This window comes from Xanthomonas sp. F4 (assembly GCF_011761895.1).
On record NZ_JAASQX010000001.1, the window covers coordinates 667,000 to 680,427 of the forward strand.

Annotated in this window: 15 protein-coding genes, 2 tRNA genes and 1 other RNA gene; 13 read left to right on the forward strand and 5 right to left on the reverse strand. The window is 70.0% G+C overall.

Annotated features, from left to right (window positions below; genetic code table 11):
- Nucleotides 1-6: 6 nt before the first annotated feature.
- The gene (gene dnaQ / locus FHR66_RS03050) at nucleotides 7-744 is read left to right on the forward strand and encodes a DNA polymerase III subunit epsilon (protein WP_160966193.1); all 738 of its coding nucleotides are present in this window, start codon (nucleotides 7-9) and stop codon (nucleotides 742-744) included.
- 169 nt (nucleotides 745-913) lie between these two features.
- Here the strand turns inward: dnaQ and FHR66_RS03055 are convergent, their stop codons facing one another.
- Nucleotides 914-1,618: a PP2C family protein-serine/threonine phosphatase gene (locus tag FHR66_RS03055; protein ID WP_048490132.1), complete on the reverse strand. Its 705-nt coding sequence runs from the start codon at nucleotides 1,616-1,618 to the stop codon at nucleotides 914-916.
- Nucleotides 1,619-1,827: 209 nt separating this feature from the next.
- On the opposite strand from FHR66_RS03055, the gene FHR66_RS03060 reads away from it, so the two are divergent.
- The 3 genes from FHR66_RS03060 (at nucleotide 1,828) to FHR66_RS03070 (ending at nucleotide 4,742) form a co-directional block, all read left to right on the forward strand.
- Nucleotides 1,828-1,918: transfer RNA gene (locus FHR66_RS03060), tRNA-Ser, on the forward strand.
- Nucleotides 1,919-2,535: 617 nt separating this feature from the next.
- Nucleotides 2,536-4,230, forward strand: coding sequence for a rhamnogalacturonan lyase B N-terminal domain-containing protein (locus FHR66_RS03065; RefSeq protein ID WP_160966195.1), 1,695 nt, complete (start codon nucleotides 2,536-2,538; stop codon nucleotides 4,228-4,230).
- A 107-nt stretch (nucleotides 4,231-4,337) separates the two neighbouring features.
- Nucleotides 4,338-4,742, forward strand: coding sequence for a DUF6165 family protein (locus FHR66_RS03070; protein WP_160966197.1), 405 nt, complete (start codon nucleotides 4,338-4,340; stop codon nucleotides 4,740-4,742).
- Between the two features lie 47 nt (nucleotides 4,743-4,789).
- On the opposite strand, the gene FHR66_RS03075 is transcribed toward FHR66_RS03070, so the two are convergent.
- The gene (locus FHR66_RS03075) at nucleotides 4,790-5,044 is read right to left on the reverse strand and encodes a DUF2798 domain-containing protein (protein WP_160966199.1); all 255 of its coding nucleotides are present in this window, start codon (nucleotides 5,042-5,044) and stop codon (nucleotides 4,790-4,792) included.
- 199 nt (nucleotides 5,045-5,243) lie between these two features.
- Nucleotides 5,244-6,293, reverse strand: a complete 1,050-nt coding sequence (locus tag FHR66_RS03080) for a glycosyltransferase family 9 protein (protein ID WP_160966201.1) — start codon at nucleotides 6,291-6,293, stop codon at nucleotides 5,244-5,246.
- A 20-nt stretch (nucleotides 6,294-6,313) separates the two neighbouring features.
- Here FHR66_RS03080 and FHR66_RS03085 point away from each other — a divergent pair, with 20 nt between their 5' ends.
- The 7 genes from FHR66_RS03085 to FHR66_RS03115 are packed head-to-tail and all read left to right on the forward strand — an operon-like array spanning nucleotide 6,314 to nucleotide 10,478.
- The gene (locus tag FHR66_RS03085) at nucleotides 6,314-7,063 is read left to right on the forward strand and encodes a 3-deoxy-D-manno-octulosonic acid kinase (RefSeq protein WP_160966203.1); all 750 of its coding nucleotides are present in this window, start codon (nucleotides 6,314-6,316) and stop codon (nucleotides 7,061-7,063) included.
- Nucleotides 7,063-7,830, forward strand: coding sequence for an MBL fold metallo-hydrolase (locus FHR66_RS03090; protein ID WP_160966205.1), 768 nt, complete (start codon nucleotides 7,063-7,065; stop codon nucleotides 7,828-7,830). The genes FHR66_RS03085 and FHR66_RS03090 overlap by 1 nt, the downstream gene beginning before the upstream one ends.
- Nucleotides 7,827-8,861: a GTP 3',8-cyclase MoaA gene (gene moaA / locus FHR66_RS03095; protein ID WP_160966207.1), complete on the forward strand. Its 1,035-nt coding sequence runs from the start codon at nucleotides 7,827-7,829 to the stop codon at nucleotides 8,859-8,861. Before FHR66_RS03090 ends, moaA begins: the two co-directional genes overlap by 4 nt.
- A 3-nt stretch (nucleotides 8,862-8,864) precedes the next feature.
- Nucleotides 8,865-9,236: a nuclear transport factor 2 family protein gene (locus FHR66_RS03100; RefSeq protein ID WP_160966209.1), complete on the forward strand. Its 372-nt coding sequence runs from the start codon at nucleotides 8,865-8,867 to the stop codon at nucleotides 9,234-9,236.
- 31 nt (nucleotides 9,237-9,267) lie between these two features.
- Nucleotides 9,268-9,786: a cyclic pyranopterin monophosphate synthase MoaC gene (gene moaC / locus FHR66_RS03105; RefSeq protein ID WP_160966211.1), complete on the forward strand. Its 519-nt coding sequence runs from the start codon at nucleotides 9,268-9,270 to the stop codon at nucleotides 9,784-9,786.
- Nucleotides 9,783-10,028, forward strand: coding sequence for a MoaD/ThiS family protein (locus FHR66_RS03110; protein WP_160966213.1), 246 nt, complete (start codon nucleotides 9,783-9,785; stop codon nucleotides 10,026-10,028). Before moaC ends, FHR66_RS03110 begins: the two co-directional genes overlap by 4 nt.
- A gap of 3 nt (nucleotides 10,029-10,031) precedes the next feature.
- Nucleotides 10,032-10,478 carry a molybdenum cofactor biosynthesis protein MoaE gene (locus FHR66_RS03115; RefSeq protein WP_160966215.1) on the forward strand — a complete coding sequence of 149 codons (447 nt, stop codon included), beginning with the start codon at nucleotides 10,032-10,034 and terminating at the stop codon, nucleotides 10,476-10,478.
- A 48-nt stretch (nucleotides 10,479-10,526) separates the two neighbouring features.
- Here the strand turns inward: FHR66_RS03115 and ffs are convergent.
- Both ffs and FHR66_RS03125 read right to left on the reverse strand, forming a co-directional pair.
- Nucleotides 10,527-10,623: signal recognition particle sRNA small type (gene ffs / locus FHR66_RS03120), an RNA gene on the reverse strand.
- A 99-nt stretch (nucleotides 10,624-10,722) separates the two neighbouring features.
- A tRNA-Ser gene (locus FHR66_RS03125) sits at nucleotides 10,723-10,815 on the reverse strand.
- A 235-nt stretch (nucleotides 10,816-11,050) separates the two neighbouring features.
- Between FHR66_RS03125 and dnaX the strand changes: the two genes are divergently transcribed.
- Both dnaX and FHR66_RS03135 read left to right on the forward strand, forming a co-directional pair.
- A complete protein-coding gene (dnaX, locus tag FHR66_RS03130) occupies nucleotides 11,051-12,913 on the forward strand; it encodes a DNA polymerase III subunit gamma/tau (RefSeq protein ID WP_160966217.1) in 1,863 nt (620 codons plus the stop codon).
- Between the two features lie 6 nt (nucleotides 12,914-12,919).
- Nucleotides 12,920-13,240, forward strand: a complete 321-nt coding sequence (locus tag FHR66_RS03135; RefSeq protein WP_160966219.1) for a YbaB/EbfC family nucleoid-associated protein — start codon at nucleotides 12,920-12,922, stop codon at nucleotides 13,238-13,240.
- Nucleotides 13,241-13,428 lie beyond the last annotated feature (188 nt).

Sequence of the window (13,428 nt, forward strand, 5' to 3'; positions counted from 1 at the left end):
AGTCCCATGCGCCAGATCATCCTCGATACCGAAACCACCGGCCTGGAATGGAAGAAGGGCAACCGCGTCGTCGAAATCGGCGCGGTGGAACTGCTCGAACGCCGCCCCAGCGGGCGCAACTTCCATCGTTATCTGCGCCCGGACTGCGATTTCGAGCCCGGCGCGCAGGAAGTCACCGGCCTGACCCTGGACTTCCTCGCCGACAAGCCGGAATTCCACGAGGTGGTCGACGAATTCCTGGAGTTCATCGACGGCGCCGAGCTGATCATCCACAACGCCTCGTTCGACCTGGGCTTTCTGGACTACGAACTGTCGCGGCTGGGCGAGTCCTACGGCCGCATCCTCGACCGCGCCACGGTGATCGACACCCTGCTGCTGGCGCGCGAGCGCTTCCCCGGCCAGCGCAATTCGCTGGACGCGCTGTGCAAGCGGCTGGGCGTGGACAACTCGCACCGGCAACTGCACGGCGCGCTGCTCGATGCGCAGATCCTCAGCGACGTGTACATCGCGCTGACCTCCGGCCAGGAGGAGATCGGCTTCGCCCTGGCCGAGGACGGCGCCGCGCGTACGGCAGCGCAGGGGCCGGTCTTCGACATGTCGATGCTGCTGCCGCGCCCGCGGGTGCTGCCGACGGCCTCGGAGCTTGAGGCGCACCAGGCGCGGCTGGAGAAGCTGCGCAAGAAGGCCGGCCGCGCGCTGTGGGACGACGCCGAGCCGGTCGCGGCGGAGGCAGTGGCCGGCTGAGGCCGCCTTGCGCGGGTGGCGCGTCTGCCACGCCGATCCTGAGGATCTGGCTGGCTGCGCGCCAAGCGTGTCATCGCTCAGGCGTGGACAGGCGGGCGGTTACTTCTTCGCGCTTCGATTTTAGAAGGCGTGCGCGGCAGGACGTCGTGCCCGGGACAGATGGCGCGTCTTAGTGGCAGCGCACCAGGATCGCGGTGATGTTGTCCGAACCGCCTTCGTCGAGCGCGGCGGCGACCAGCATGTCCACGCATTCCTGCGCGCTGCAGTCGTCGTGGCCCAGCGCGCTGGCCAGTCCGGCATCGTCCACTTCCTCGGTCAGCCCGTCGCTGCACAGCAGCAGGCGCATGCCCGGGCGCAATTCGCCGGTCATCGTGGCCACGTTCAAGTGCTGCGGATCGGTGACGCCCAGCGCCTGGGTGACGACGTTGCGGTGGGGGTGCGCGCGGGCCTGCTCGGCGGTGAGTGCGCCCTGCGCGATCAGCTCCTGCACGTAGCTGTGGTCCTGGCTGAGCTGGGCCAGCTTGCCGTCGCGCCACAGGTAGGCGCGGCTGTCGCCGACCCAGGCCACCTCGAAGCGGTTGCCCTGCACCCGCGCGGCCACCACCGTGGTGCCCATCGGCAGGGTGTCGTTGCGGCGCTGCGAGGCGCGGATGATCTCCTCGTCGGCGATGCGGATGGCCTGCGCCAGCGCGGTGCCCCCGCGAACCTCGCGCACGATGGCCTCGCGCGCCAGGGCGCTGGCGACTTCGCCGCAGGCGTGGCCGCCCATGCCGTCGGCCACCAGCCACAGCCCCAGTTCGTGGTCGCCGTAATAGGTGTCCTCGTTGAGGTCGCGGCGCAGGCCGACGTGGGTGAGGTGTCCGAATTCGATCATTGCGCGCCTGCGGCCGGCCGGTGTTTTCTGGGGTCGAAGGGCATCATCGCGGTCGCGCGCGGATCAGGCAATCGCCGGGCGCGGCGCCACGCAGGCGGGATTCATCGCCCCGCGCCACGGGGGCGCTTGCGGGGCATCGGCGCCGGGCCGCTTGTCCGCGCGCGGCGGGAACCGTATGATGCACGCCCCCGGTCCGCCGGGGACCACCCGGGAAGGTGGCAGAGTGGTTGAATGTACCTGACTCGAAATCAGGCAGGCGTTTATAGCGCCTCGGGGGTTCGAATCCCCCCCTTCCCGCCAGTTCTCGCGTCTCGCGCTCCCGCGAGGTTGCGTCTCCAGGGGGCATAGACATGCCCCGTGCCGGACCGGCAAACGTCGCTGGCGATTCCAGCCGCGCTGCAGGCGCTGTGCCGTTACCCCATCGCATCCCCGCGCCGCGACCGAGCCGTCCAGGGTCCTCGGGCGGGCGGTCGACCACATGTGGCCATCGATGGATCGCCCCGTTCGTGCAGGTTCGATCGCAACAGGTCTTGCGCGTGGCGTGGACCCGCACTCCACCTCCGGTTGGGCCTGATCCCGCCTCACCGCGGGTGAGACCGGCCGCCAGGTCTGCCTGCGCAGGTGGACGCCCGCATCCCGAGGCGTCGCGCCTGCATCCGGCGCGTCGCAGGCGTTCCTGCCATGCGTTGGACAAGATCGTTCTCCCGGTTCATCCATCGTCCAGCGGTCGTGTTCGCATGCTGTCGCCCCCTAGTTTCGGCATTGGCGCAATGGACAGTCGGGTTGGCTTGGAGCGAGTGGATCGATGTGCCGATGCGTGTCTCGGCGTCACCAGGGTGGCGCCGCGCGCGCAGGCGGTGAAAACGACGAACGCAGGTGGGCACCCAGGATCGCGTCGGTGCTTCTCCTCCATCGTGATGTGCATCCTGCTGTTTGTCGCGGTCGGCGCCACGGCCCAGCGAGGCGTTGCGGCGCCGATGCCGGACGCGCCGGAATCCGCGCGCGCGGCGCGGTTCGGACTCAGCGAACGCGCGGATGCCTATGTCGTCGACACCGGTGCGGGGTTGACCTTCGCCGTGCGGCGCATCGCCGGCCACAATGGGTTGCAAAGCGCGGGCGGTCTGTCCTCGCTGCGCTGGCATGGCGTCGAGTACCAGGATCCGGCCAAGGACAGCCACGTCAACTCGGGTTTCGCCGGCCTCTACGCGGACGCCGGGCCGGTCGCCGTCGAGGCGCGACAGCTCGATGCCGACACGATCCGGGTCACGGTGCGCTCGGGTGATCTGGTCCATTACTACCTGGCCCGGCGCGGCGAGCCGCGCATCTACATGGCCGACCGCTTCAGCAGCGAACCGAAGCCCGGGCTGCTGCGCTTCGTCGTGCGCGTGCCCTGGGCGCTGCTCCCGCATGGCCCCGAACCGGCGGACCTGCACGGTACCGATCGCACCATCGAGGCGCATGACGTGTTTGCCCGTCCGGACGGGCAGACCCGCTCGAAACACTATTCCAACATGCGGCTGCTCGACTGGCGCTTCTTCGGCGCGACCGGTGCGCATGTCGGGATGTGGATGGTGCGCGATGACAACGAAGGCGGCTCCGGCGGCCCGTTCTACCGCAGCCTGCTGGACCAGGGCACCGTCGACCAGGAGCTGACCTACATCGTCAATTACGGCGAAGGCCAGACCGAGCCGTTCCGGACCGGCATCCTCGATGCCTACACGCTGGTCTTCACCGATGGCGCGCCGCCCGGGCCGGTCGATACCGCGTGGTTCGCCGGTGCGGGCCTGGACGGTTACGTCCCGCCGGCGGCACGCGGCGGGGTGGCCGGTACGGCGCGCGGCCTTGATCCTGCCTTTGCCTACACGGTGGGTTTCGCCTCGGCCCAGGCGCAGTACTGGACCGGCGTCGGCGCGGACGGGCGCTTCGAACGCAGCGGCATGCTGCCGGGCGTCTACCGGGTGACGCTCTACAAGAACGAACTGGCCGTCGCGCAGGGCGAGGCCACCGTGGCGGCAGGCCGTACCGTGGCCGCCGGGACGCTGCGCGCCGACGATCCGGACGCCGTGCCAGCGTTGTGGCGGATCGGGCGCTGGGACGGCTCGCCGCGCGAGTTCTTGAACGGCGACAAGGTGACGACCATGCACCCGTCGGACGTGCGCATGGCGAGCTGGCGGACCGCGCCGTTCACGGTCGGGGCGTCGTCAGCGGCGCAGGACTTTCCCGCGTATCAATGGCAGGACGTGAACAACGCACTGCACGTGCGCTTCGTCCTCGCGCGCATGCCGGCCGCGCCGCCGACGCTGCGGATCGGCATCACCACTGCCGCCTTTCATGGGCGCCCCGTGCCCGCGATCGGCGGTTGGCAGGTGGCGGTTCCCACGGCGTCGCAGCAACCGACCTCGCGCACGTTGACGGTCGGCACCTATCGCGGCAACAACACCGTTTATCGCTTCGTCATCCCGTTGTCCGCTTTGAAGGTCGGGAGCAATGAGCTGACGTTGAGCGTCGCCAGCGGTCAGCACGGGCAGGGTTTCCTCAGTCCGGGCGTTTCGTACGATGCGATCGATCTGGTCCAGGAGAACGTACCTGCGGGCGTCGCTGCGGCGCGCTGACGTCCGTGCGCCGTTCCACTAGGTTGGTGCGCAGCCGCGGCGCAGCGCCGACGCCGTCTTAAGGCAGAGCCGTTACACTTGCGCGACTTCTGTTTGTGGTGTCTGCCATGTCCGAAATCCTGGTGCCCGTATCCTTTGGCGAATTGCTCGACAAGATCGCCATCCTGCAGATCAAGTCCGAGCGCATTGGCGATGCCGAAAAGCTGGCCAACGTGCGCGCCGAGTTGTCGGCGCTGGAAAAGACCTGGATGGCGCATCCGGCGGCCGGTGGCGACGTGGCGCGGTTGCGTGCGGAGTTGAAGGCGGTCAACGAGCGCCTGTGGGTCATCGAGGACGAGATCCGGATCAAGGAGAAGGCGCAGGCCTTCGACGAGGAGTTCATCAAGCTGGCGCGCAGCGTGTACTACGAAAACGACGAACGCGCGCGCCTCAAGAAGGAAATCAATCTGGCCCTGGGCTCCAGCTACGTGGAAGAGAAGTCCTACCAGGACTACCGCAACCCCTCGGCCTGAGGGCGGCGCCCGGGAGGCGTTGCCGTCTCCCGGATGCCGGACCACCGTCAGCCGCGCGCCACCACCAGGCCGGTCAGGCGCCGCACCAGCGGCAGCACCAGCAGCAAGGTGGGGAAGGCGACCAGCCAGGACAGCGCCCAGGCGCCGAGCCAGAGCGTGCCGACGCCGGGCGCCAGCCCGACGCTGCGCAGGGTGCTGATCATTGAGACGATGCAGGTCATCAGCACCGACAGCAGCAGTGGGGTCACCCAGGCGGCATGGCGCGGGGGCAGTTTGCGGGAAAACAGCGGGGAACGTGACATTGCGGACTCTCCGTAAGCCGGTCGATCGAAGGCGCCACCCGCCAACGGCCTGCCAGGCCTGGGCGGGAAACAGCCCCGGACGGATCCGGCGCAGTTGGCGCGTTGATTGACGTAAACGCTTACGGCGGCTCCTGCGGGCCGGGTCGGCGGCAGGACGCGCGGCGATGGTAGGGCGGCGCCGCGCGCGCCGCAATAGGACTCAGCGGCCGTGGTCGGCGCGGTAGCGCTCGAACGCGGCGATGGCGTCGTCCACCTCGATCAGTGCCATCACCCCGTCGAACTCGATCTTGCTGCCCCACTTCAGGCGCTCGGCCGGCTTGCCCAGGTACTTGCGCGCGGCCGCGTCGTACCTGTCCACGCAGTAGCGCAGGTCCGAATACGGGCCGCTGCGGCGCGGGTTGCTGGCCGCGTGCAGGCCCAGCACCTTGGCACCCATCGCGTTGGCGATGTGCATGGGGCCGGAGTCGGGGGTCAGTACCAGCGCCGCGCGCTGCAGCAGCGCCGGCAGTTGCTTGAGCGTGTCGCGGCCGACCAGGTCGAGCACCGGCGTGCGCGCTGCGGCGACGATGGCGTCGGCGGTGCTGCGTTCCAGATCGCTGCGGCCGCCGCACAACACCACGCGCCAGCCCTGTGTGGCCGCATGGTCGGCCACCGCGGCATAGCGCTCGGCATACCAGTTGCGGCGTTGGTGGCTGGAGCAGGGCGAGATCAGCAGTGCCGGGCGGCCGTCGTCGGGCCACTGCGCGCGCGCCCAGGCATGGGCGTCCTCGGGCACCGGCAGGTCCCAGCGCACCTCGGTCTGGCGCAGCCCCAGCGGCTCGCAGAAGCTGCCGATCGCATCCAGCACGTGGATGCCGGGGCGGTCCGGAATGCGTTCGTTGACGAACAGGCCATGCAGGTCCTTGGAGCGGCTGCGGTCGTAGCCGATGCGCCGGCGCGCCGGCACGAACGCCGACAGCACGTTGGCGCGCAATGCGACCTGCATCTGCAGCAGCGCGTCGAAGCCCTGCGCGGGCAGGTCACGGCGCAAGGCGCGCATGCCGGCCACGCCGCTGCGCTTGTCGTAGGTGTGGAACACCACGCCCGGCAAACCGTCCAGCAGCTTGTGCCCGGCCTTGTCGATGATCCAATGCAGTGCCGGCGCCTGCGGCCAGGCACGCTGCAAGGTCCGCACCAGCGGCACCACGTGGGTCACGTCCCCCAGCGCCGACAGGCGCAACAGGCACAACGAAGGGAGCGTTGCCGGCATGGTGTTGTTAGACTCGCTGGATGGTTGCATTCGACGCCACCGAAGCGCTGACGCCGTACCGCGAGGGCCGCGGTTACGGGGCCATTCTGTTCGACCGCGAGCGGCTGCGGCAAGCCGAACCGGCGCTGTTCTCCGCCGCCGCCTGGGCCGAACGCGCGCGCCCGGTGGATGCCGGCGGCCGTGGCGGCGCCTGGTTCGTCGATGCCCCGTTCGGCAGTTGTGTGCTGCGCCAGTACCGCCGCGGTGGGCTGGTCGCCAAGCTGGTCCGCGACCGCTACCTGTGGACCGGCGCCGACCGCACCCGCAGCTTCGCCGAGTTCCGGCTGATGCGCGCGCTGATCGCGCGCAAGCTGCCGGTGCCGCGACCGCTGGCGGCTTGCTATCTGCGCCAGGGGCTGCGCTACCGCGCGGCGATCCTGATGGAGCGGTTGGAGGGCGTGCGCTCGCTGGCCGACTGTGCGCGCATCGCCGGCCGCGGCGCGCCGTGGGAGGAGGCGGGGCGGCTGATCGCACGCTTCCATCGCGCCGGCCTCGATCACGCCGACCTCAATGCCCAGAACATCCTGTTCGACGGCAACAACCGCGGCTGGCTGATCGATTTCGATCGCGGCGTGCTGCGCATTCCCAGCACCCGCTGGCGCGAGCGCAACCTCAAGCGGCTGCGTCGTTCGCTATTGAAGCTGCGCGGCGAACGCAGCGTCGATGCGGTGGAGAAGGACTACGCGCGCCTGCGCCGCGCCTACGACCTGGCCTGGGAGCGCGGTTGCTGATGACCGACTGGGCGCTGCGTTTCCAGGGCGTGGGCAACGCGTCGGCGGTGTCGCTTGGCTCGCCGATGGCCACCATCGAGCGCGATGGCCGGCCGTGGCTGACCATCGATTGCGGCGGTGAGGGGTTGACCGCCTACCAGGCGCACTACGGCGCGATGCCGCAGGCGCTGTTCGTCACCCATGTGCATCTGGACCACGTCGCTGGCTTCGAGCGGTTGTTCGTGGACAGCTATTTCTCCGAGCGCCGTGGCAAGGTGCGGTTGTACGTGCCGGCGACGGTGGTGCCGCTGCTGCACCGCCGGGTGGCCGACTATCCGAACGTGCTGGCCGAGGGCGGCGCCAACTTCTGGGATGCGTTCCAGCTGATCGCGGTGGGCGATGCGTTCTGGCACGAGGGCATGCGCCTGGAGGTGTTCCCGGTGCGCCACCACTGGCCGGAGACCGCCTACGGCCTGCGCCTGCAGGGTGCGCTGGTGTGGAGCGGGGATACCCGGCCGATCCCGGAAATGCTGAACCGGTATGCCAACGACGGCGAACTGGTGGCCCACGACTGTGGTCTTCACGGCAACCCGTCGCATACTGGCGTGGACGATCTGGAGCGGGAGTATCCCGTCGAGCTGCTGCAACGGACCATGCTGTACCACTACGCCAGCACTGAGGATGCCGAAGCCCTGCGCAGGCGCGGGCACCGCGTGGCGCGCCCGGGCGAATGCGTGGCGCTGCCCGCGCCGCGCGCCGCGCAGGTGCCGCAGGTAGCGGTGGGATGAACGCGCTGCCGCGCTTGCCGCTCGCGTCGGCGACGCCGGCGGACCGGCGCGGGCGACCGTTGCGCGACCTGCGGCTGTCGGTGATCGAGGCGTGCAACTTCCGCTGTGGCTACTGCATGCCGGCCGACAAGGTGCCGGACGATTACGGGTTCGACGCCGCATCGCGGCTGTCGTTCGCGCAACTCGAGACCCTGGCCCGCGCCTTCGTGCGCAACGGTGTCAACAAGCTGCGCCTGACCGGCGGCGAGCCGCTGCTGCGCCGCGATCTGCCCGAACTGGTGCGGCGGCTGGCGCGCATTCCCGGTGTGGACGATCTGGCCATGACCACCAACGGCGCGCTGCTGGCGCGGCACGCGCAGGCCTTGCGCGAGGCCGGTCTGCGCCGGGTCACGGTCAGCCTGGACGCGATCGAGCCGGCGGTGTTCCGGAAGATGTCCGGCGACCGCGGCGAGATCGCGCAGGTGCTGGAGGGCATCGATGCGGCGGTCGCGGCCGGGTTCGGGCCGGTCAAGCTCAACTGCGTGGTCCAGCGCGGCATCAACGACGATCAGGTGCTGCCCTTGCTGGCGCATTTCCGCGGCAGCGGCCACGTGCTGCGCTTCATCGAATACATGGACGTGGGCACCTGCAACGCCTGGCGCCGCGAGCGGGTGGTGCCGGCCGCCGAACTGCGCGACCGCATCGCCGCGCGCTGGCCGCTGCAGGCGCTGGCGCCGCATTATCCCGGCGAGGTCGCCGCGCGCTATGGCTTCGCCGACGGCGGCGGCGAGATCGGCTTCGTGACCTCGGTCAGCACGCCGTTCTGCGGCGATTGCCACCGCGCCCGCGTGTCCGCCGATGGCCATCTCTACACCTGCCTGTTCGCGGGCGAAGGGACCGACCTGCGGCCGGCGCTGGCCGGCGGCGAGGAGGCGCTGGCCGAGCGCGTGCGCGCGCTGTGGGAGCGCCGCGAGGATCGCTACAGCGAACTGCGCGGTGCCGCGCAGGTCAGGCGCGGCAAGCACGTCGAAATGTTCCTGATCGGCGGTTGAGCGATGGACGCCGCAGTGCAACGCGCGCTGGTCGCGCTGGAACTGGAGTTGCTGGAGCCGGCGGTACGGGCCTCGGCAGCGCGCGTGGCCGAACTGCTCGACGAGGCCTTCGTCGAGTTCGGCGCCTCCGGCCGTTGCTTCGACAAGCCGGCGGTGCTGCACACGCTGTCGGCCGAATCGGGCGACGTCCGCTACCGCGCCTTCGACATCGAGGTGCAGTCGCTGGCGCCGGATCTTGCGCAAGTGCGTTACCGCAGCGAGCGCAGCGGCGGCGAGCCGCCGCGGCAGGCGCTGCGCAGTTCGCTGTGGCAGCGCCGTGACGGCCGATGGCGCATGCTGTTCCACCAAGGCACGCCGATTCCCGGCGGTGCCTGAAGATCGCGCCGTGGGAGCGGCAGCGCAGTCCATGACCAAGAAGACCACCGCCACGTCCGCGCGCGCCGCCGCGCCGGCACTGACCCACCTGGATCCGCAGGGGCTGCCGACCATGGTCGATGTCTCCACCAAGGCCGTCACCGCGCGCGTCGCCGTGGCCGAGGCGCAGGTGCGCTTTCCCGCTGCCGTGGCCGCACAGTTGCGCGCCGATGCGTTGCGCAGCGCCAAGGGCGGCATCGTCGACACCGCGGTGATCGCCGGCACGATGGCGGTCAAGCGCACCCACGAACTGATTCCGTTCTGCCATCCGCTGCCGATCGACGGCTGCCGCTTCGCCATCGACTGGCGCTCGCCGCAGGTGCTGGGCATCGAGTGCACGGTGCGCACCGTGCACCGCACCGGCGTGGAGATGGAGGCGCTGACCGGCGCCAGCGTCGCCGCGCTGACTGTCTACGACATGTGCAAGGCGCTGACCCACGCGATGACCATCGGTCCGGTGCGGCTGGTCGGCAAGCGTGGCGGCAAGCGCGACGTCGGGAGCGTGGCATGAGCGCCTCGGTGACCGTGCTGTACTTCGCCAGCTTGCGCGAAGCCGCGGGCCTGGAGCGCGAACAGGTGCGCACCGATGCGCCCGACCTGCGCGCGCTGTACGCCGAACTCGATGCCCGGCATGGCTTGCGCTGGCCGCTGGATCGGTTGCGGGTGGCGGTGGACGGCGCCTTCGTCGGCTGGGACGAAGCGGTGCGCGACGGCAGCGAAGTGGTGTTCATCCCGCCGGTCTCGGGAGGCTGAGCCATGGCCACCGAACCGCGTTTCCGGCTGGCCGACCAGCCGCTCGACATCGCCATGCTGCGCGCCCCGCTGGCGCACGCCCAGGCCGGCGCCTACGCCAGCTTCGAAGGCTGGGTGCGCGATCACAACGACGGCCGCGCGGTCGACGGCCTGCACTACGAGGCCTACGCCGCGCTGGCCGAGGCCGAGGGTCAGCGCATCGTCGACGAGGCGCTGGCCCGCTTCGCCGTCCTCGATCTGCGCTGCGTGCACCGCATCGGCGAACTGGCGATCGGCGATCTGGCGGTGTGGGTCGGCGTGGTCGCCGCGCACCGCGGTGCTGCGTTCGATGCCTGCCGCTACGTCATCGACGAGGTCAAGGCACGCGTGCCGATCTGGAAGCGCGAACGTTATCGCGACGGCGATGCTGGCTGGTTGCATCCGGAGACGCAGGCGCCGCAACGCGAATAGCGGCGCACGATCACGCGTTGATCGCTGTCTTCGTAGGGAGGGGTGGTAACCCCGCCGGCTGACCTCGGCGCCCGCGTCGATCGATACCGTTGCTGCCTTCCGGCCCTGGCGGGGTTTTCGACCTAGCGTCGCGAGGGGCCGACGGGGCCACCATAGAGACGAAACCGCGCCAGTGGCGCGGTCTTTCCCTTTGGTTCTCGTCGCCGGCGGCGAAGAAACCCTGCGAGGGAAGCGCATTCGAATCTGGCGGAGAGAGGGGGATTCGAACCCCCGAAGCGCGGTTTAGACGCTTACACACTTTCCAGGCGTGCTCCTTCAACCACTCGGACACCTCTCCGGGTCTTGCGCGGGCCATGCGGTCCGGGCAAGGGCGGGAATTCTAGCCGTCATGGCCGCCGTTCACAAGGCGAACCACCGCCGTTGCGTGAACTGCGCTCATCTTCGCCCTGTTCATCGTCGCAGGCAGCCTGCGCCGAAGGCCGGCGCGCGCGTGACGGCGGCTGACCGGGCGACTGAACGATCGTGGTGGCCCGGCGTGGCACAATGGTGGTTCAGATGAAGACGGTCGCCTGATGTCCTATCTCGTTCTCGCCCGCAAGTGGCGCCCCAAGCGTTTCGCCGAGCTGGTGGGGCAGGAGCATGTGGTCCGCGCGCTCACCAACGCGCTGGACAGCGGCCGGGTGCACCACGCGTTCCTGTTCACCGGCACCCGCGGCGTCGGCAAGACCACCATCGCGCGCATCTTCGCCAAGTCGCTGAACTGCGAGCAGGGCACCAGCGCCGACCCGTGCGGCCAGTGCGCGGCCTGCCTGGACATCGATGCCGGCCGCTACATCGACCTGCTGGAGATCGACGCCGCGTCCAACACCGGCGTGGACGACGTGCGCGAGGTGATCGAGAACGCGCAGTACATGCCCTCGCGCGGCAAGTTCAAGGTCTACCTGATCGACGAAGTGCACATGCTCTCCAAGGCGGCGTTCAACGCGCTGCTGAAGACCCTGGAAGAGCCGCCGGAGCACGTGAAGTTCCTGCTCGCCACCACCGACCCGCAGAAGCTGCCGGTGACGGTGCTGTCGCGCTGCCTGCAGTTCAACCTCAAGCGCCTGGACGAGGAGCAGATCCAGGGGCAGATGACCAAGATCCTGGCCGCCGAGCAGATCGAGGTGGATGCCTCGGCGATCGTGCAACTGGCCAAGGCCGCCGACGGCAGCCTGCGCGACGGCCTGTCGCTGCTCGATCAGGCCATCGCCTACGCCGGCGGTGCGCTGCGCGACGATGTCGTGCGGACGATGCTGGGCACGGTCGACCGCACCCAGGTCGGGGCGATGCTGGACGCGCTGGCCGATGCCGATGGGCAGCGACTGCTGCAGGTGGTGGCCGGCCTGGCCGAGTTCTCGCCCGACTGGGCTGGGGTGCTGGAGGCGCTGGCCGAGGCCTTGCACCGCATCCAGGTGCGGCAACTGGTGCCGGGCGCCGCCACGCCCGCGCTGGACGGCCTGGATCCGGCCCCGTTGGCCGAGCGCCTGCGGCCGGAGATCGTGCAGCTGTGGTACCAGATGGCGCTGAACGGGCGCCGCGACCTGTATCTGGCGCCGAGTCCGCGCGCCGGCTTCGAGATGGCGTTGCTGCGCATGCTGGCGTTCCGTCCGATGGGCGCCGCGGCGCTGCCGGCCGGCAGCGCGACCAGTGCGGCTGCGCAAGGGCACGGCAATGCGTCGGCGGCCGCGGCCAGTGCGCCTGCTGCAGCGATGGTGGCACCTGCAGCGGTGGCTGCCGCTGCCCCGTCGGCGCCCGTCGGCGCCGTGTCGGCACCGGTCCCCGCTGCGCCCGCGGCGGCTGCGCCCAGTGCGGCGGCGACTCCGCTGGATCCGCCGTGGGATCCGCCGGCGCCGCCGGTGGCACGCCCTGCGCCGTCCGCGCCAGTCACGGTACCGGCGCCAGCGGTCGCCCCGGCCGCGGCCGCCGAACCGGAGATGGCAATGGTGCCGCCGCTGGCGCAGACGCCGCGCACCCACGCCGCCGTGTCCGACACGCCGCGCGCGCTGCACAGCGCCGAGGACTGGCTGGAACTGGTCGCCGATTGCGGCCTGAATGGTCCGTCGCGCCAGCTCGCCGCCAATGCCGCCTTCGTCAGCCATGCCGAGGGCGTGCTGCGGCTGTCGCTGTCGCCGGGCTTCGAGTACCTGCAGTCGGAGCGTTCGCTCGGCGAACTGGCGGCGGCCCTGGCCGATGCGCTGGGGCAGCGGCCGAAGATCGTCATCGAAAGCGGCATCGCGGTCGATGCCGAAACCCTGCACGAGCGCTCGCACCGGCAACGCGGCGAGCGCCAGAACGCGGCCGAAACCGCGTTCATGAACGACCCGGCGGTGCAGGCGCTGATCCAGCAGCAAGGCGCGCGGGTCGTTCCCGATTCCATCCGTCCCTACGATGAGTGAACCACGATGCGCGGCAATATCGCCCAACTGATGCAACAGGCGCAGAAGATGCAGGAAAACCTGCAGCGCGCCCAGGAAGAACTGGCCCAGCTGGAAGTCACCGGCAGCGCCGGCGGCGGCATGGTCACCGTGACCCTGACCGGCGCCAAGGAGTGCCGCAAGGTGCGGATCGATCCGAGCATCCTGGCCGACCAGGAAATGGCCGAGGACCTGATCGCCGCCGCCTTCAACGACGCCTCCAACAAGATCGATGCCGAATCCAAGGCGCGCATGGGCGCGGCCACCGCCGGCATGCCGATCCCGCCGGGCATGAAGCTGCCTTTCTGAGGGCCCGGGATTCGGGAGTGGGGATTCGGGATTCGTGGTTTCTCGCGAGCGCGCTGCCCCTCCCGCTTCGGTGAATTGCCTTCGTTAGGAGCGGCTTCAGCCGCGACGGGCTTTCCAGGAACGCCTGTCGCGGCTGAAGCCGCTCCTACGGAAATCTCCACGTTTCCGTCGGATCGCGTGACAACGAT